This is a genomic window from Azoarcus sp. Soil_N_20 (assembly GCF_057656155.1).
Genome location: NZ_JBDGKX010000004.1, coordinates 148,841 through 165,071, shown reverse-complemented (window position 1 = coordinate 165,071; position 16,231 = coordinate 148,841). Strand labels below are relative to the sequence as shown.

Below are 16,231 nucleotides of genomic sequence, written 5' to 3'. Positions count from 1 at the left end.
ACGGTCTCGACCGCGCGGCCGCCGAGTGCGGGGGAGCGACATGACAGAGGCGAGCACAGCCCAGGCTGAATTCCCGGATCTCGATGCCCTGGTCGACCGCGAGCTCGTGCTCAAGTGGCTGTACTGGGGCCTGTTCTGGCTGATGTTCACACCCAGCATCGGGGTCACGATCTCGAGCCTGTTCAACTATCCGGACTATCTCGGCACCTCCGAATACCTCACCTTCGGACGGCTACGCCCGATGCACGTGAACGGCGTGATCTTCGGCGCGTTCTCGACCCTGTTCATCGGCCTGTGCTACTACGTGCTTCCGCGCCTGTGCGGGGTACGGATCTGGAAAGGACATTGGGGGCACTGGCTGGTTTGGGTGTGGAACCTCGGGCTCGTCGCCGGCATGGCCTCGCTCGCGCTGGGCTACAACCAGGGGCTGGAGGCGGGTGAATTTCCGCTGCCGGTCGATGCGGTGATCTTCGTCGTGATCACCATCACCACCGTACAGTTTCTGGTCACCATCGCCCAGCGGCGCGAGCCACAGTTGTACGTCGCGGTGTGGTACCTCATCGGCGCCTTCGTGTGGACGGTGATGAATCTGATCCTGGGCAGTTTCATCCTGCCGTACTACATCACCGGCATCAACAGCGCCGCCTTCCATGGGTTGTTCATCCACTACATCGTCGGTCTGTGGATCACCCCGGCCGGCTACGTGCTGATCTACTACTTCCTGCCGGCGAGCGTGAAGAACCCGATCTACAGCCACAAGCTCTCGCTGGTGGGGTTCTGGTCACTGGCGCTGTTCTACCCCTTCGTCGGCATCCACCATTACCTGTACAGCCCGATCGCGGACTGGGCCGAAACCCTGGCCATCATCACCTCGATGCTGCTGATCGTGCCGGTGTGGACCGTGCTGCAGAACTTCTTCGGCACCATGATCGGGCGTTGGCACAGCTTCGGCGAGAACCTCACCGCCAAGTTCCTGATCATGGGCTCGCTGATGTACCTGGTGGGCTGTTTCCAGGGCTCGACCGAAGCGCTGCGTTCGATCCAGGAGCCGACCCATTTCAGCGACTTCGTCATCTCCCACTCCCACCTCACCGTGTTCGGCACCTTCGTGGTGTGGGCGATCGCCGGCACCGTGTATACCCTGCCCAAGCTGGTCGGCCGTCCGCTGTGGTCGTTCACGCTCGGCAACTGGTCGTTCTGGCTGATCACCTTCGGCATCGGCCTGATGGGCCTCGACCTGACCCTGGCCGGGCTGCAACAGGGCTACATGTTGATGGCCGGAGTCGAGTGGCTCGATTCGCTGGTGGCGATCCGGCCCTACTGGCTGGTGCGCACCGCGGCCGGAATCTCGATGGACATCGGCATGTCGTTGCTGGTCTATAACCTGATGCGCACCGTGCTCGCGGCACGTGCGGTGGCGCCGGCCACACGCGCCACGCCGGGAGCCCCCGCCGCCCAGGGGGTGTCGCCGTGAGCCGCGACGGCCGCTACGGACTGCGCTTCTACGCCCTCGCGGGCGGCTTCGGTTGCCTGTCGCTGGCCGCTTTCGTGCAGGGTGTGCTGCCGATGGTCGAGCCGCAGTCACGCACCGACAAGGTCACCACCGTGGTCCGCACCGACCTCGGCGAACTCAAGTGGATGGAATACCGCGCCAGCGCCTACACCCCGCTCGAACAGCGCGGACGCCAGGTCTATACCCGCGAGGGCTGCTGGTACTGCCATTCGCAGTATGTGCGCCCGGTCGCCGGCGAAACCCGGCGCTGGGGACCGATCACCCAGGCCGGCGAATACGCCCACGACCTGCCCCATCTCTTCTCCACCCGACGCATCGGCCCCGACCTGTCGCGGGTCGGGCTCAAGTTCAGCGACGCCTGGCACCTCGCCCACTTCTGGAACCCGCGCATGCTGTCGCCGGACTCGATCATGCCGCGCTTCACCGCGCTGTTCGAGGGTCCGTACCGGGCGAAGATCGTCAGTGATGCCGAGGGCGAACGCAGTCTGGAGCGCACGCCCGAGACCGAGCGTCTGTTCGACTTCGACAGCAAGGAGACGATCGTCCTCACGCCCAATGCCGAAGGCCTGGTGTATGTGCCCGAGCGCGGCAAACATCCGCTGATCTTCACTCCCAACGACGAATACACCGGCGAGGAGGTAGAGCTGCTTGCCGCGAGCGAGGACCTGCAGGGGCTGGTCGCCTACCTGCAAAAGCTCGGCACCAACCGCGGCAAGTGGCGCGACCGTTTCGAACCGCAGCGTATGGATGCATCGCAGGTCACCGTACCACGCTCGGAAGAATGGATCGCCTACGGCAAGAACGTGTACGAGCGCCGCTGCCTCGGCTGCCACGGCGAAAGCGGCAACGGCAACGGCCCGGCGGCCGCCTTCATGCAGATCGACCGGCCGCGCGACTTCACCCTGGGCGTGTTCAAGTTCCGCCTGACCCCGTCGGGCTCGATGCCCGACGACGGCGACCTGCTGCGCACCATCACCCGCGGCGTGCGCGGCACCGCGATGCCGTCGTGGCACGAATTGCAGATGAAGGACCGGCTCGCGGTGATCCAGTACATCAAGTACGTGCTCGCCGCCGACCGCGAGGATCCGTCCAAGCCCTACTTCTACTTCATCGAGGAGCCGGCCAAGGCACCGCTGTTCATCCCCGAACCACCGACCCCGTCGGCTGCGCTCGTGGCCCGCGGCAAGGAGGTGTGGCAGGCGGCGAAGTGCTGGGAATGCCACGGCGAGAGCGGCATCGGCGACGGCGAGAAGGCCGAGGGGCTGGAGGACGACTTCGGCTTTCCGATTCCGCCGGCCAATCTCACCACCGGCCAGTTCAAGTCCGGCCCCGACGTGAAGGACATCTTCCGCACCATCACCACCGGGCTCAACGGCACGCCGATGCCGTCCTTCGGCGACACCGTCTCCGACGACGACCGCTGGGCACTCGCCTACTACGTGCTGGCCCTGTCGGCGTTCAAGGATCCGCTCACCGGCGCGCCGCTGGACATTCCGGAGGCCGACCGCGCCGCGCTCAACGACCCCGCCCTGCGGGCGGACGAATCGCGCCTTGCCTACAAGTCGATCACCGATATCGAGCCCACCCGCTACGCCGGCGAGGCCTGGGCGACCAAGCACGGCTTCGATTTCAATGCGGTGCGCGGAGCGCGCGCCGAGGCCGGCGGCAGACAGTGAGGTATCGACATGCTCGAGCTGACCCTGATCCAGTTCCTCGTCGCCCTGTGCATGAGCCTGGGGGCGGTGTTCATCTTCGTGTGGGCGGTGCTGTCGGGGCTGTTCAACGATGTCGAAGCGGTCAAGTACCGGGCCTACCGCGCGGAGGTCGATGATGACGAATGAATCGGACAAGACAGCCGGAGGAGCCCGCGCCGCGGAACCCCACCACCGGCAGACCGAGAAGTATGGCGGCGGCCACATCGAGGCGCGCCACGGCCGCATCAACCGCTGGCTGCTCGTGGTGTACCTGGTGCTGTTCGCGTGGGCGCTGTACTACGGCTACACCTACTGGGGCGGGCTCGGCCCCGGGCTGGATCTCACCCTTTGAGGACGTCGCCATGGCACCGAGAATTCTGCTGGGCGTGGCCATCCTCAACCTGATCTTTCTGTTCGGCAAGCTCGCGCTGAACGTGCTCGGCGTCGGTCTGCTGTAGGGCCGTGCGCGGCGACCGGTGGCGAGCGGATGGAGTGGAGGTGGAACGATGACCGTGGCCGAAAGCATCGCATTCTGGATTTTCGTCGTCATGACCGTCGGCTTCTTCGCGTGGGTCGCCTGGCTCGCGCTGAAGAAGTAGGCCCCCGGCCGGCAGGCGCGCCATGGTCGAGATTGCGCTGATCTTTCTCGCCGGCATGGCCGGCAGCATGCACTGTCTGGGCATGTGCGGCGGCTTCGCCTGTGCGCTCGGCGCCGATCCGAGCGGCGCCGGCGCCACCCTGCGCCGCCACCTGTTGTACAACCTCGGGCGGGTCACCACCTACTGCTTCTTCGGCGCACTGGCGGGCCACCTCGGCGTGCTGCTGGTCGGCCACGGCGACGAAGCGAGCGGAGTGGGCCTCGCCCAGCGCAGCCTCGCGCTGGTCTCCGGCGTTTTCATGGTGATCGTCGGCCTGCAGTTTCTCGGCCAGCTCGGACGGCTGTCGCTGCCGCCGCTGGAGGCACTGGCGCAGCGGCTCGTCGGCGCGCTGCGCACCCTGCTGGGCGCGTCCGGCAACGCTGCGCCGCTCGCGCTCGGGGTGGTCAACGGCCTGCTCCCGTGCCCGCTGGTCTATGCGTTTGCCGCCCAGGCCGCCGCAAGCGGCGGCGCCCTGCCCGGCCTGTCGACCATGGCCGCGTTCGGCCTCGGCACTTTCCCGATGATGCTGCTGGCCGGCGGCGTCGGCCTGCGCCTGTGGTCGGCGCGTACCGGCGCACTGCCGGTGGCGACCGCCGGCCACACCGTGCACTTTCACGCCATGCCCGGGCCGGGCGCGGCGATCGGCCTCGATCGTCGCGCGCTCGGGGTCCGGCTCGCCGGTGCCTTCCTGCTGATCCTCGGCCTCGTCACCTGCGCGCGCGGCCTGTTGCCGATGGCGGCTCATCTTCACGGTCCATGACCATGGCGACCACCTGTAGCCATTGCGATCTGCCAGTGCGCAGCCTCGGCATGCAGCGCGAGGTGGCGGGCGAGTTGCGCCACTTCTGCTGCTACGGCTGCTGCCTGGCCTGGCAGGTGCACCATGGCGAGCGCGAGGAACCGGAAGCGGCGGCCTTCCTGATCCGGCTGGGGGTCGGCGCGTTCCTGGCGATGTTCATCATGCTGTTCAGCCTGCTGCAGTATTCGGGCACCTTCGCCGCGACCGACGCCTGGATCGCGCGCCTCGTCGACCTCGTACTGTGGCTGCTGGCGACGCCGCTGCTCGCGATCCTCGGCCAGCCCTTCTTCGCCGGCGCATGGACGGCGGCACGCAGCGGCCGTCTCAACGCCGACGCGCTGGTGAGCATCGGCACGCTCGCCGCTTACGGGTTCTCTGCATGGCAGGTGGTGCGCGGCAGTGGGTTGGTCTATTTCGACACCGTGGCGATGGTGCTGATGTTGTTCACCCTGGGACGCTACCTCGAGGCGCAGGGCCGGGTGCGCGCGGCACGCAGCCTGGCGCCGATGCTTGCCGCCGAACGGACGCCGGTCCGCGTCCTCGACAGCGGGCATGAGACCGTGCTGCCCGCGGCTGCGGTGCAGCCGGGCGACATCGTGCGCGTACTGCCGGGCGAGCGGCTGGCGATCGATGGCACCGTCACCGAAGGGCTTTCGCGCTGCGACGAATCGATTCTGACCGGTCAGCCCGACCCCCGCCCAAAGGCGGCGGGCGACACGGTGCATGCGGGCAGCGTCAACGGCCGCGGTCAGCTCCTGGTGCGCGCGAGTGTCGCCGGCACTGCCACCGCATGGGCCCACAGCGGGCGCCTGGTACGTGAGGCGCTGGCACGCAAGTCGATGCTGGGCGACACCATCGACCGGGTGGCGGCCGCTTTCATTCCGCTGGTGCTGCTGCTCGCCGCGGGAACCGCCTGGTACTGGGGAAGCCGCGCCGGCGTCGACGCCGCGCTGCTTGCCGCACTGTCGGTACTGGTGGTGGCCTGTCCCTGTTCGCTCGGGCTGGCCGCACCCCTGGCGATGACGCTCGGCATCGGCCAGGCGGCACAACGCGGCATCCTGATCCGCGGCGGCGCGGTGCTGGAGAAGCTCTCCCGGTTGCGCGCAGTGGCCTTCGACAAGACCGGCACCCTGACCCGCGGCGAACTGCAGGCGCTGACCCTTGCGCTCGATGGCGCCTCCGCCCGTCAGGTCCTGCGCCACGCGCGCGCACTCGCGGCCACGTCCGATCACCCGACGGCACGTGCCCTGCTGGCGCGGGCACGCCGCCCCGCCCGCATCGTCCCCGCGCGCAAGGTGCAGGCGGATCCGGGCGCGGGGGTCGCGGGCGAGATCGCCGGCACACCGTGCGCGATGGGATCGCACGCGTTCATGACCGCACTCGGCTGGCACATCCCCGCCGCGCTGGCGCCGTCCGCATCGCCGCAGACGTACACCCGCGTCTATATCGGCTGGAACGGCCGCGTTCATGGCCTGGCCTCCTTCGCCGATCCCCCGCTCGCCGAGGCCGCCACGGTGGTGGCAGCGCTGCGCCGCCGGGGTCTGCGCTGCATGCTGCTGTCCGGTGACGGCGCAGCGAGTGTCGCGCGTTTCGGCGCCACGCTCGGCACGGACGAGGCGCGCGGCGCACTGCTGCCCGCGGCCAAGGTCGCCGCACTGCGCGAGTGGAGGCGGCACTACGGAATGATCGCGATGGTCGGCGACGGCCTCAACGACGGCCCGGTACTCGCCGCTGCGGATGTCGGCATTGCGGTCGGCGGCGCCACCGACCTCGCCCGCGAAAGCGCCGACCTCATCCTGCCCCGCAACGGCCTCGCGCAGCTACCGTGGACGCTTGCGCTTGCACACGCGGTGCGCCGCTCGGTGCGCGCCAACCTGCTATGGGCGTTCGGCTACAACGCGGTCGCGCTGACACTGGCCGCGGCCGGCATGCTGCAACCGGTGCTGGCCGCTGCGCTCATGGCCGGCTCCAGCGTCCTGGTGGTTGCACGCACGCTGCGGGCGCAGTACGGCATCGCGGACCCTGCCGCAAGCGCCGTGCAAGCGCCCGGACCACGTCCGGCGACTTTCCCGACAACGGAGGTGGTGCGATGAAATCGGCGCGGTATCCGGATCTGTTCCTGTGCCTGATCTTCGCCGCGTTCGTCGGCACGGTGCCGATCGCGGCCGCCGATGAAGTGCCGCCGCAGCATATCGACGACAGCCTCGCCGGCTGGCCGCTGGCGGCCCTGACGCTCCTCGACCAGCACGGCGCGCCATTCACCAACGAGCGCCTGCAGGGCAAGTGGACCTTCGTGCTGATCGGCGATACCCAGTGTGGCACACCTTGCACGACGGCACTGGAGGCGCTCGCCGGGCTCAGCGCGCGCATCGCCGGTACCGCCAAGATTCCGCAGGTGCTGTTCATCTCGCTCGCCCCCGAGCGCGACACCCCACCCGTGCTCGCCGCCCATCTGAGGCCTTACGATCCGCACTTCATCGGCACCAGCGGCGCGCCCGCGACCCTTGCCCCGCTGCTCGAAGACCTGCATCCCGAACTTGCCTCCGCGCACGCGACCGGCGTCCGCCCCGACACGCCAGGCTACCGCGGCTCGCTCTTCCTGGTGGGGCCCGACGGCGCATTGCGCGGAGAGTTCCACCCGCCGTTCGACGTGCCGCGGTTCACCGCGACCTATCTCAAGCTGAGACTGCGCGGCTGAGCCCTACCTTCAGCGGCGTCGCCGGGCTTGGTGGGGAGGCACCGCCCGGCTGCCAGTTGCGTCGACGAACGGGTCGAAGGAACGGCACGCCCACGCCAGCGAGATGCCGAACACGACGTGGGTGACAATGGTCACCCAGCCGCGCGCCACCGTGAACCACGGGAAGAGCGCAGTGAAGCCGTGCAAATTGACGCCATAGATCGCCAGACCGTAGACCGCGCCGGCGACAAGGGCGGCGCTTGCGCCCAGGGATCGGAGCAGGGGCAGCGCGATGGCGGCATAGATCAGCGACAGCGCGAAGTGAATCAGCGTGGCGGCAAGCAGCACGTCCCAGTGCCATGCGGGCGCGGCCGCGAGGACGGCGCTGCCCATGACGATGGCAGCGGTGAGGCGGGCGTCGCGCAGCAGGGTGTCGAACACCGGCGTCGCGTCCGCCCACCACAGCAGCATCTGGGCGGCGGTCGCGACCGTGCCGGCAAAAACACCGGCGACACCAACGGCAAGTGCGGCGCGCCCCTGCGCCGACCGGAGGCGGCGGAACAGCGCGCGCGCGGAGCGCATCATCGGTCCCGGCATGGGCGGGGAGCCACCACGGTTGCGGCTGTGCTGCGCATGGCGCCTCCCTTTTCAGGGGGTGAAGAAGCGGTCCGGGAACGCGACGTCGAGTTCGGCATCGCTCATGTCGACGGTCTCGATCAGCTCGCCGTCCGTGTCGAAACTCTGCACCTTGAGTGGAAACCGCGTGTCCTGCGCGAGCCACACCCGATAGCGATGCACGCCGGCGACGCTGACGTCGGCGCCACCACCGACCTCGATGACGGTTGCAGGGCGTCCGCCGAGCTCGGCGTCTGCCGGCGTGCCCATGTTGCCGCGGGCACGCAGTTCGGCGACGTTGGCGAGCAGTGTACCGACATCGGAGTGGTCAACGGTATGGCCGCGCGGGCTGCGGATCAGCCGGTTGTCGGGCGCGAGCCTGAGCGTCGGCAAATGCTCGGGACCGAAGGGAAACAGCCGCACGCGGCGGGCGTCGGGATCGTAGATCATCACCGTGCCGCCGTGCGGGTCGACGAAATCCATGCGGATCCACCCCGGCCTGCGCCATGCGTAGCGGATCACCTGCCGTTCGCCATCGGCGGCGACAGTGCGCAGCGTGACGCGGTAGCTCTCCAGCGTGCGGAATCGGTTTTCGGCGTCGTCGAGTGGATCGGCCGCCATGAGCTCACCCGTGATCAGGACGAAGACGAGGAGCCACCATGGCACGCGCTACTCCCGCACTTCGAGCACGCCGGACATGCCGCGCTGACGATGGCTCTTGAACATCAGCAGGCGGTTCGGGCACTGGAAGACGTAGTCGCCGGCGGCCAGCTCGACGCGAACGGCCTTAGGCTCCTCGGTGAGCTCGACGTCGGCCAGGGGCTTGCCGTCGGCGCCCTCGAGCAGGAAACGGTGCGGGACGATGCCCTGCTCCATGCTGACCAGCAACTCCAGCGGCCGACCGGCTTTCGCCACGATGCGTTCGGGTTTGAAAAAGTAGCTGCCACCGACGATGGTGACGCGCTGCACGCCGTCGGCGTCGATGGGTACCTGGTAGGGCTGGGCGTCCTGTGCGACGGCGGGCGACACGAAGGCCATTGCCGCCACGGTGCAGCAATGGATGAGCGCCGATCGCGCCAACGCCATTGTCCACGCGCCGACCCCTGCGGCCTTGCGCGGCCGTTCATGGCGAACCCCGCCGGGAAGCTCGTGATCGCGCGCAGAATCAGGCAGTGCATGGGTCATCGCAAGAGTCGTCCCGTGACGGTTGTTCGCGCAACGCCGACCGCCGCGGTCGGGCGCCTGATCGTGTCGCCGGCGTCGTGAGCGAAACAGCTTCGGCAGGCCGACCATGCCACTCCGGTCTGTTCCAGGCTGCCACTGCTGCAGGCGAATCACGCAACACGGTGCCCTGCGGCCCACGGCTCCGGCTGTCTCGTTGACTCCGGCGGCAGGGAAAATATCCCGGAGGGTGAACTTGTCTTCGAGTCCCGGGGAGGGCGCGGTGAATCCGCGCGCACTCGATTCCATGTGTTGTGTGCGCGCGGACAGGGGCAGGAAATGTGTTTGCCGGCGCCCACCAGCTGGCGCCGTCGCGCCCTGCCCGGGCATGCACCATTCTTCGAACAAATTTATAAATATGTTTATTTTCAATAAGATAAAAAATCAACGGGGCGACATCGAGGTTCTGGCACGGTCTCTGCAATAGGTCTGGCGAGCCCCGACAGTGCTCGAAGCAAAACCCAACCAGGCTGTAATCGACCCTTTAGGAGAACTACCATGAAAACCCTCACCATCAACGACCTTCCCCTGACCGAAGTACTGGACCGCAGCGCAATGGCCGAAGTGCGCGGCGGCATGATGTACGCTGCCCCCTACTACTGGGGTGGCTACGTCGATGCCTCCAGCAAGGACTTCTCGTTCAACGCCGTGCAGCAGATCAATCAGGGCCAGAGCGTAGCGACCAACGTCGGCAACAACGTCGCCGTGCTGGGCGGCTTCGCCTCGCCGTCGGTGCCGGTCACTGCCACGCAAAACGCCGACATCAACAACCACGTCCATTTCTGAGCGTGACCCGATCGGGTGGAGGCCTCCGGGCCTCCGCCGATTCCAACCAAAATGAGGAGTAGCACCATGTCGTCGATCATGATTCGCGATCTGGCCCTGAGCAAGGAACTCGACAGCGGCGCAATGTCGGCCGTCCGAGGAGGCGCACTGGGCCCCGTCGCAAACCTTCCGTTCGCAAACGTCGAAGTCAACGTCGGTGTCGGCGTCAACCAGACGATCGCCCAGTTTCAAAGCATCCAGGTCAATGCCCTCAACAATGTGGGCGTGATCGGGGCCGATTTCGGATTCAAGCTCGACCTGAAGCCGACCCAATCGGTAACCGCCGGAATCTCGGTCTAGGGCAACGGAGGCCCGCGGCCTCCGTTGTGATGGCGGAAACGCCAACCGGGACATGCAGTCCCGGTGACCTATACTGAGCGATAGAGCAGTCCGTCGTATGCATCCAGAGGAGCTAGCCATGGCCACCATCGTTATCAAGGACTTGCCGGAGAACATGGACCTCGATCGCCAGGCAATGCTGGCGATAACCGGCGGCGCGCGCTTGCGCGGGCGGGCTGCGGCGATGCGTCCACTGGCGCGCAGCCCCCGGATCATCGACCCGCCGCGCACCGGAGCGCAGGACGCCAGACGGCGCCCACTGAAGAGCACGCTGTTCATTTAGACATCGGGCGTCGCGCCAACACCGCAACCATGTCGTCCACGACATCACGGTGGCGCACGCAGACCACGGTTTCATGCAGACCCGCACCGTTCCGCCACTGAATCAGGGAGATACATCATGCCCGCGATCGCCATCCACGACCTCAGCATGAATCGCATTCTGGACAACAAGGCCCTCGCCTCCATCAAGGGTGGCGGGGCGCCGTGGGTATTCGGCTGGATACGCCCCCATGTGGCGGCGCAGCCCAGCTTCGGCCAGACGATCAATTTCTACCAGGTCAACAACACCTTCCAGGCCGAGCAGATGGTCAATCAGTTCCAGATCATCGACGTCTCGAATTCCGCAGCCAACTCGACGGTCAGCGTCGGGGTGGGCGCAGGCGCCGAGGTCCTGAAGCAGCAGTAGGCCGCGGCGCAACGTATCAACGCTGTGCCGACGGCAACCGAGCAATCGCGAAGGCGACACGCCTGTGACCTGTGAAAGCCAAATCCACTGGACCTCGGCCGCACGCTGCCATGTCGGGCTGGTGCGCAAGGTCAATGAGGACGCCTTCCTGAACCGGCCGGAGCGCGCGTTGTGGGCGGTGGCGGACGGCATGGGCGGGCACGACGCGGGCGACCTGGCGAGCGGCATGGTGGTCGCGGCGCTGGATGGACTGGCGCCATGCACGGGCCTCGCGAACTTCGTCACCGAGGCGCGAGACCAACTGCAGACCGTGAACCGACGGCTTCGGGCGGAGGCGGCCATGCGCGATGTCGGGCTCATCGGCAGCACGATCGTCGCGCTGCTCGCCTGCGAACGTTACTGCGTCTACCTGTGGGCGGGCGACAGCCGGATCTACCTCTACCGCAACGGCAAGCTCGAACAGCTCAGTCGCGATCACAGCCCGCTCGAGGAACTCAGGGCGCGCGGCTATCCGGTCGGCCAGGAGGCGCGTGCGCCGGGTCATAATCTGATCACGCGCGCAGTCGGCGGCCTCGATACGCTCGAACTCGATCAGGGCGCCATCCCGGTCGGCGATGGCGACATCTTCCTGCTGTGCAGCGACGGGCTGACCAATTACGTGAGCGAGGACGACATCGCGGCTACGCTCGTGGCCGGCGACTGCCGTCACGCGTCGGACACGCTGGTCGATCTGGCGCTCAAGGGCGGCGGGCGCGACAACATCACCGCGGTGGTCATCCGCGCCGACGATCCCGACACCTCCGACATGACCTTGCTCAATCCGGCACTCTGACGCCCTCACCTTGACGCGCTTGCACCGCGCACGTTGTCGATCAGCCGCGATGCTCGCCAGGTGAGCCATTCTGCTTGCGAAAGTCCTTCGACCGGATGCCGTGCTTCTTGAGCAGCGTCTGCAGATGCGAGCGGTTCATGTCGCAGCGGCGGGCAAGCTCGGCCACGGTTCCACCCACCTCCTCCAGCCCGCGCTCGAGGAACATTTTCTCGGCCTCGTCGCTGGCGGCGCGTTTCGCGTCGCCGAGCGAGGCGGCCGCTGCGCCCTCCCCGGCGGTCGCCGGGTTGGCGGCCGGCACTGCCGACGCAGGCCGGATGTCGGGCGGCAGATGCTCCAGGTCGGCGGTATCGCCCGCCAGGCAGGAGATACGGTAGATGAGGTTGCGCAGTTCCCGGATGTTGCCCGGATAGCGATAGCGCAACAGGAATTCGCGCAGCCCCGGGCTCATCCTGATCGGACGCCGTTTGAGCGCTTCCGCGGCCTCGTCGCCGAAGTAGGCGAACAGCAGCGGGATCTCGTCGCGGCGCTCGCGCAGCGGTGGCAGGGTCAGATGAATGACGCTGAGGCGGTAGAACAGATCCTCGCGGAACGTCCCCTCCTCGCTGAGGCGGCGCAGGTTGCGGTTGGTCGCGGCGACGATGCGGGTGTCCACCGCGATCGGTTCGTCCGAGCCGACGCGCTGGATCTCGTGCGATTCGAGCACCCGCAGCAGCTTCACCTGTCCGGACAGCGGCAGCTCGCCGATCTCGTCGAGGAAGATGGTACCGGTGTGCGCACTCTCGAACTTGCCCTTGCGGTCGCTGACGGCGCCGGTGAACGCGCCCTTGCGGTGCCCGAACAGCTCGGATTCGAGCAGGTTGTCCGGGATCGCCCCGCAGTTGACCGAGATGTAGGGCTTGTCGGGACGCGCGCCGTTGGCGTGGATGACTTTGGCCATCAGCTCCTTGCCGGTTCCGCTCTCGCCGTCGATGAGAACGGGCAGGTCGGTCGGCGCCGCCTTCTCCGCGATCTCCAGCGCTTCCAGCAACTGCGGGTTGTCGCCGAACGCGCCCTCGAACACGAAGCTGCGATCGAGCAGCGCGCGGCGCCGTGCCCCGGGGGCCTGATCGACCGGCGCCGCTTCCGCGGCGGCGGCCTGGACGAAGCGCTCCTTGTGCGACAGCTGCATCACCTCGTCGCGCAGCGTGTTGGCCTGGCGCAGCAGCTTCTCGATCTCGGGCCGGGCGAGGGTCGACGCCCAGCGCAGCGTCGAGCGCAGGATCTCGATCTTTTCCAGCAGTGCGGCATAGGAGATCGCCGAACTGCCGCGCGCACCCGGAGGAAGGATCTTCATGCCGCCGCCAGCTGTTTCTGCACCAGTTGGTAATACATGCCGCGCCGCTCGACGAGCTCGTCGTGGCGCCCCTGCTCGACGATCGCGCCCTCGTACAGCACCAGGATCTTGTCGGCGCGCATGATCGTGGACAGCCGGTGGGCGATGATGACCGCAGTGCGCCCCTCGAGGATGTCGTGCATGTTGCCGATGATGTTGCTCTCGGACTGGGTGTCCAGCGCCGAAGTCGCCTCGTCGAACACCAGCAGGCGCGGGTCGTGGTACAGCGCGCGGGCGATGCACAGGCGCTGGATCTGGCCACCGGACAGGCCCACGCCGCGCTCGCCGACGATCTGCTCGTAGCCCAGCGGCATCTTGCGGATGAAGGCGTGGGCATCGGCCATCTTCGCCACTTCCTCGATCCGCCGCCGGTCCGGGGTCTCGTCGCCGCTGGCGATGTTCTCGGCGATGGTCCCCGAGAACAGCAGATTGCTCTGCATCACGTAACCGACCTGGGCACGGTAGTATTCCTTGTCGATCACGCTCATGTCATAGCCGTCCACCATCAGGCGGCCCTCGGTCGGCGGGTAGAAGCCGACCAGCAGTTTCGCCAGCGTCGTCTTGCCCGAGCCGCTGCGGCCGACGATCGCGACCAGTTCCCCGGGCTTGATCTCGAAGCTGATGTTCTCGAGCACATACGGCGTCTCGCCACCGTCGTAGCGGAAATACACCCCATCGAGGCTGATCGCGCCCTGCAGGTCGGGCAGCACGACGCGCGAGGCGACTTCCTCGGGGCGTTGCTCGGGCTCCATGTCGAGCACGTCGCCGAGGCGCTCCATCGCCACCCCGGCGTCGTGAACCTGGCTCCACAGCGCGACCAGTCCCATCAGCGGCGCCAGCACGCTGCCCATCAGCGCGTTGAACGCCATCAGCTGGCCGATGGTGAGCTGGTGCGCCAGCACCTGGCTGGCGCCGACCCACAGGATGGCGATCGTGGTCGCCGCATTGAGCAGCTGACTGACGAAGCCGACGCCGACGTTGAACATCTGCGCCCGGTACTGCACCGCGAGCGCCTTGGCGTATTTCTTCTCCCACTTCAGCCGCACCGGGCGTTCGATCCCCATACCCTTGATCGTCTCCACCCCGCCCAGGGCCTCCATCAGAAAGGCCTTGGCGTCGGTCGAGGTGGTGAACACCTCGCGCGCGTAATTCTTGATCTTCGGCGTCACCACCACGGTCAGCACCATGATCGGGATGACGAAGGCGATCAGCAGCAGCGTCATCTGCACGTTGTACAGGAACAGGATGGTGAAGTAGATGAATACCATCAGCAGGTTGAGCACGGTGGTGACGGTGGATTCGGTGAGGAAGGCGCGGATCGTCTGGTTTTCCTGAAAGCGCGCGAAGATGTCACCGGTCTTGCGTTTGGCAAAGAACGAGAACGGCAGCGACAGCGTGTGCTTGAAGAAATGCGACATCATCGCGAAGTCCATGTTGCGCACCATGAAGTTCGCGAGGAAGGCGCGGATCGTCGACATCACGTGCGTCGACACGCTGGTGATGATCAGCCCGGTGATCAGCAGATGCAGCAGGCTCACGTTCTCGTGCACGATCACGCCGTCCAGAATGTTCTGAATGATCAGCGGCGGCACCACCCCCAGCACCTGGATCACGAAGGTCGCCATCACGAGGTGGAGCAGGATCTTGCGGTAGGGCTGCAGGTAGCTGACGAAGCGCACCCATGGCGAACGCGACGCCGACATCTGCGCGAGATTCTGCCCCGGGGTGAACAGCAGGCAGGTGCCGCTCCAGCCGCGCTCGAACTCTTCGATGCCGATCTGGCGGAAGCCCAGCGCCGGGTCCGCGACCCATACCTGCCGCTTCGACACCCCGTACACCACGACATAGTGGTAGCCCTCCCAGTGCACGATGAAGGGCAGCTCGAAGCCGAGCAGCGCGTCGAAGGTGCATTGCACGCCGCGCGTCGTGAACCCGAGCGATTCGCCCGCACGGGCAAGGCTGTCGAGGGTCGCGCCCTGGGTGGTGACGTTGGCGAGTTCGCGCAGCTTGCCGAGCGTCATCGGGATGTCGTAGTGGCGGCAGATCATCGCCAGACAGGCGGCGCCGCAATCCATCTCTTCGGCCTGCTCGACCAGCGGGAAGCGCCGCACGACGCGCTCGCCCATCTCCGGCTTCGATTTCAGGTCGAGCGTGACCCGCAGCTTGCGCCGCTGCGCGAGCTTCTTCTGGCGCTCGAACTCCTTCTCGACGAAGCGGATCCGGTCCTCGAGCACTTCGCGCAGCTTCGGGTTGCGCTCCAGGATCTGGTGAACGGACTTCTCGGGAATGACCAGCAGCGTGGTGTCGACGGTGGCGATCACCGATGCCATCTGTTCCTGCCGCATCAGGCAGGCCTTTTCGCCGAAGATCTCGCCCTGGCGCAGGGTCGCGATCACGTACTCGCTGCCCTGCTCGCTGCGCACCAAGCGCACTTCGCCCTGGCGCACCACATACAGCCGGCGGTCTTCGCGCCCGTCCTGCTTCAGGATCTCCCTGCCCGCCGCGACGCGCTTGACGCCGACGCTGCGCACGAGTTCCTCGAGTTCGCCCTTGTCGACCTTGCCGCGCAGATCGAACAGGCGGGCGACCACGCCACCCGCGGAGCCGATCGCGACATAGCTGGTGACGAAGGCGAGCGCGGCGGGATTGCGCGCGATGATCGGTTCGACCACCTTGCGCGGGATGAGCAGCACCTCGGTCTTGGCCGAGGCGCGCGCCGAGAACTCGTGGCGGTAGTCGCGCAGCATCGCCATCTCGGCCACCACTTCGCCCGTCTTGCGCACCCCGAGGCTGATTTCCTTGCCCTGTTCGTCGGCAAAGACGCGCACCGAGCCGGAGCGGATCACGAACACGCCCTCAGCCGCCTCCCCCGCGGTGCACACCGTTTCGCCGAAGGCGAGGAAGCGCGACTGACACTGCTCGGCCAGCCGTTCGAGCTCGTCGCGCGTGAACGGCGACAGCAGCTCGACGGAGGACAGGAAGTCGGCGAGGGAGTCCAGTTTCGGCGGCGCATCCATG

General features: G+C 67.1%; 17 protein-coding genes. 12 read left to right on the top strand and 5 right to left on the bottom strand.

Translation table 11 applies throughout. The features are described from left to right. Positions 1–40: 40 nt before the first annotated feature. The 7 genes from AC3A35_RS10260 to AC3A35_RS10230 all read left to right on the top strand — a co-directional run bounded on the left by AC3A35_RS10260 (position 41) and on the right by AC3A35_RS10230 (position 7,342). Positions 41–1,474 carry a cbb3-type cytochrome c oxidase subunit I gene (locus tag AC3A35_RS10260; protein ID WP_487435958.1) on the top strand — a complete coding sequence of 478 codons (1,434 nt, stop codon included), beginning with the start codon at positions 41–43 and terminating at the stop codon, positions 1,472–1,474. Beyond that, positions 1,471–3,189, top strand: coding sequence for a cbb3-type cytochrome c oxidase subunit II (locus tag AC3A35_RS10255; protein WP_487435956.1), 1,719 nt, complete (start codon positions 1,471–1,473; stop codon positions 3,187–3,189). The genes AC3A35_RS10260 and AC3A35_RS10255 overlap by 4 nt, the downstream gene beginning before the upstream one ends. A 9-nt stretch (positions 3,190–3,198) precedes the next feature. Beyond that, complete coding sequence (locus AC3A35_RS10250) at positions 3,199–3,354, top strand: hypothetical protein (protein ID WP_487435955.1); 156 nt, start codon at positions 3,199–3,201, stop codon at positions 3,352–3,354. Continuing rightward, the gene (locus AC3A35_RS10245) at positions 3,341–3,559 is read left to right on the top strand and encodes a hypothetical protein (protein ID WP_487435954.1); all 219 of its coding nucleotides are present in this window, start codon (positions 3,341–3,343) and stop codon (positions 3,557–3,559) included. The genes AC3A35_RS10250 and AC3A35_RS10245 overlap by 14 nt, the downstream gene beginning before the upstream one ends. 269 nt (positions 3,560–3,828) lie before the next feature. Next, on the top strand, positions 3,829–4,605 hold the full coding sequence (locus tag AC3A35_RS10240) for a sulfite exporter TauE/SafE family protein (RefSeq protein ID WP_487435953.1): 777 nt from the start codon (positions 3,829–3,831) through the stop codon (positions 4,603–4,605). Positions 4,606–4,607: 2 nt separating this feature from the next. Continuing rightward, positions 4,608–6,737, top strand: a complete 2,130-nt coding sequence (locus tag AC3A35_RS10235) for a heavy metal translocating P-type ATPase (RefSeq protein ID WP_487435952.1) — start codon at positions 4,608–4,610, stop codon at positions 6,735–6,737. Beyond that, positions 6,734–7,342: an SCO family protein gene (locus tag AC3A35_RS10230; protein ID WP_487435951.1), complete on the top strand. Its 609-nt coding sequence runs from the start codon at positions 6,734–6,736 to the stop codon at positions 7,340–7,342. Before AC3A35_RS10235 ends, AC3A35_RS10230 begins: the two co-directional genes overlap by 4 nt. A gap of 9 nt (positions 7,343–7,351) precedes the next feature. On the opposite strand, the gene AC3A35_RS10225 is transcribed toward AC3A35_RS10230, so the two are convergent. The 3 genes from AC3A35_RS10225 to AC3A35_RS10215 all read right to left on the bottom strand — a co-directional run bounded on the left by AC3A35_RS10225 (position 7,352) and on the right by AC3A35_RS10215 (position 9,121). Then, positions 7,352–7,906, bottom strand: a complete 555-nt coding sequence (locus AC3A35_RS10225; RefSeq protein ID WP_487435950.1) for a hypothetical protein — start codon at positions 7,904–7,906, stop codon at positions 7,352–7,354. A gap of 63 nt (positions 7,907–7,969) precedes the next feature. Further along, positions 7,970–8,602, bottom strand: coding sequence for a LolA family protein (locus AC3A35_RS10220; protein WP_487435949.1), 633 nt, complete (start codon positions 8,600–8,602; stop codon positions 7,970–7,972). 3 nt (positions 8,603–8,605) lie between these two features. Beyond that, entirely contained in the window at positions 8,606–9,121 is a 516-nt protein-coding gene (locus tag AC3A35_RS10215; protein WP_487435948.1) for a quinol oxidase, read from the bottom strand. A 534-nt stretch (positions 9,122–9,655) separates the two neighbouring features. Between AC3A35_RS10215 and AC3A35_RS10210 the strand changes: the two genes are divergently transcribed. From AC3A35_RS10210 to AC3A35_RS10190, 5 genes are all read left to right on the top strand, one after another. After that, positions 9,656–9,943 carry a hypothetical protein gene (locus tag AC3A35_RS10210; RefSeq protein WP_487435947.1) on the top strand — a complete coding sequence of 96 codons (288 nt, stop codon included), beginning with the start codon at positions 9,656–9,658 and terminating at the stop codon, positions 9,941–9,943. Between the two features lie 66 nt (positions 9,944–10,009). Then, on the top strand, positions 10,010–10,282 hold the full coding sequence (locus tag AC3A35_RS10205) for a hypothetical protein (RefSeq protein ID WP_487435946.1): 273 nt from the start codon (positions 10,010–10,012) through the stop codon (positions 10,280–10,282). 118 nt (positions 10,283–10,400) lie between these two features. Further along, a complete protein-coding gene (locus tag AC3A35_RS10200) occupies positions 10,401–10,604 on the top strand; it encodes a hypothetical protein (RefSeq protein ID WP_487435945.1) in 204 nt (67 codons plus the stop codon). Between the two features lie 117 nt (positions 10,605–10,721). Further along, a complete protein-coding gene (locus AC3A35_RS10195) occupies positions 10,722–11,009 on the top strand; it encodes a hypothetical protein (protein ID WP_487435944.1) in 288 nt (95 codons plus the stop codon). Positions 11,010–11,073: 64 nt separating this feature from the next. Further along, positions 11,074–11,841 (top strand): PP2C family protein-serine/threonine phosphatase, encoded by a 768-nt coding sequence (locus AC3A35_RS10190; RefSeq protein WP_487435943.1) that lies wholly within the window; start codon positions 11,074–11,076, stop codon positions 11,839–11,841. Positions 11,842–11,881: 40 nt separating this feature from the next. Here the strand turns inward: AC3A35_RS10190 and AC3A35_RS10185 are convergent, their stop codons facing one another. Then, positions 11,882–13,174: a sigma-54 interaction domain-containing protein gene (locus AC3A35_RS10185; protein ID WP_487435941.1), complete on the bottom strand. Its 1,293-nt coding sequence runs from the start codon at positions 13,172–13,174 to the stop codon at positions 11,882–11,884. Further along, entirely contained in the window at positions 13,171–16,230 is a 3,060-nt protein-coding gene (locus AC3A35_RS10180; protein WP_487435940.1) for an ABC transporter transmembrane domain-containing protein, read from the bottom strand. Before AC3A35_RS10180 ends, AC3A35_RS10185 begins: the two co-directional genes overlap by 4 nt. Position 16,231: the final 1 nt, after the last annotated feature.

Coding starts and splice junctions, on each gene's coding strand:
- AC3A35_RS10260 (WP_487435958.1), top strand. CDS start 41: ATGACAGAGGCGAGCACAGCCCAGGCTGAATTCCCGGATCTCGATGCC.
- AC3A35_RS10250 (WP_487435955.1), top strand. CDS start 3,199: ATGCTCGAGCTGACCCTGATCCAGTTCCTCGTCGCCCTGTGCATGAGC.
- AC3A35_RS10245 (WP_487435954.1), top strand. CDS start 3,341: ATGATGACGAATGAATCGGACAAGACAGCCGGAGGAGCCCGCGCCGCG.
- AC3A35_RS10240 (WP_487435953.1), top strand. CDS start 3,829: ATGGTCGAGATTGCGCTGATCTTTCTCGCCGGCATGGCCGGCAGCATG.
- AC3A35_RS10235 (WP_487435952.1), top strand. CDS start 4,608: ATGGCGACCACCTGTAGCCATTGCGATCTGCCAGTGCGCAGCCTCGGC.
- AC3A35_RS10230 (WP_487435951.1), top strand. CDS start 6,734: ATGAAATCGGCGCGGTATCCGGATCTGTTCCTGTGCCTGATCTTCGCC.
- AC3A35_RS10225 (WP_487435950.1), bottom strand. CDS start 7,906: ATGATGCGCTCCGCGCGCGCGCTGTTCCGCCGCCTCCGGTCGGCGCAG.
- AC3A35_RS10215 (WP_487435948.1), bottom strand. CDS start 9,121: ATGACCCATGCACTGCCTGATTCTGCGCGCGATCACGAGCTTCCCGGC.
- AC3A35_RS10210 (WP_487435947.1), top strand. CDS start 9,656: ATGAAAACCCTCACCATCAACGACCTTCCCCTGACCGAAGTACTGGAC.
- AC3A35_RS10205 (WP_487435946.1), top strand. CDS start 10,010: ATGTCGTCGATCATGATTCGCGATCTGGCCCTGAGCAAGGAACTCGAC.
- AC3A35_RS10200 (WP_487435945.1), top strand. CDS start 10,401: ATGGCCACCATCGTTATCAAGGACTTGCCGGAGAACATGGACCTCGAT.
- AC3A35_RS10195 (WP_487435944.1), top strand. CDS start 10,722: ATGCCCGCGATCGCCATCCACGACCTCAGCATGAATCGCATTCTGGAC.
- AC3A35_RS10185 (WP_487435941.1), bottom strand. CDS start 13,174: ATGAAGATCCTTCCTCCGGGTGCGCGCGGCAGTTCGGCGATCTCCTAT.
- AC3A35_RS10180 (WP_487435940.1), bottom strand. CDS start 16,230: ATGGATGCGCCGCCGAAACTGGACTCCCTCGCCGACTTCCTGTCCTCC.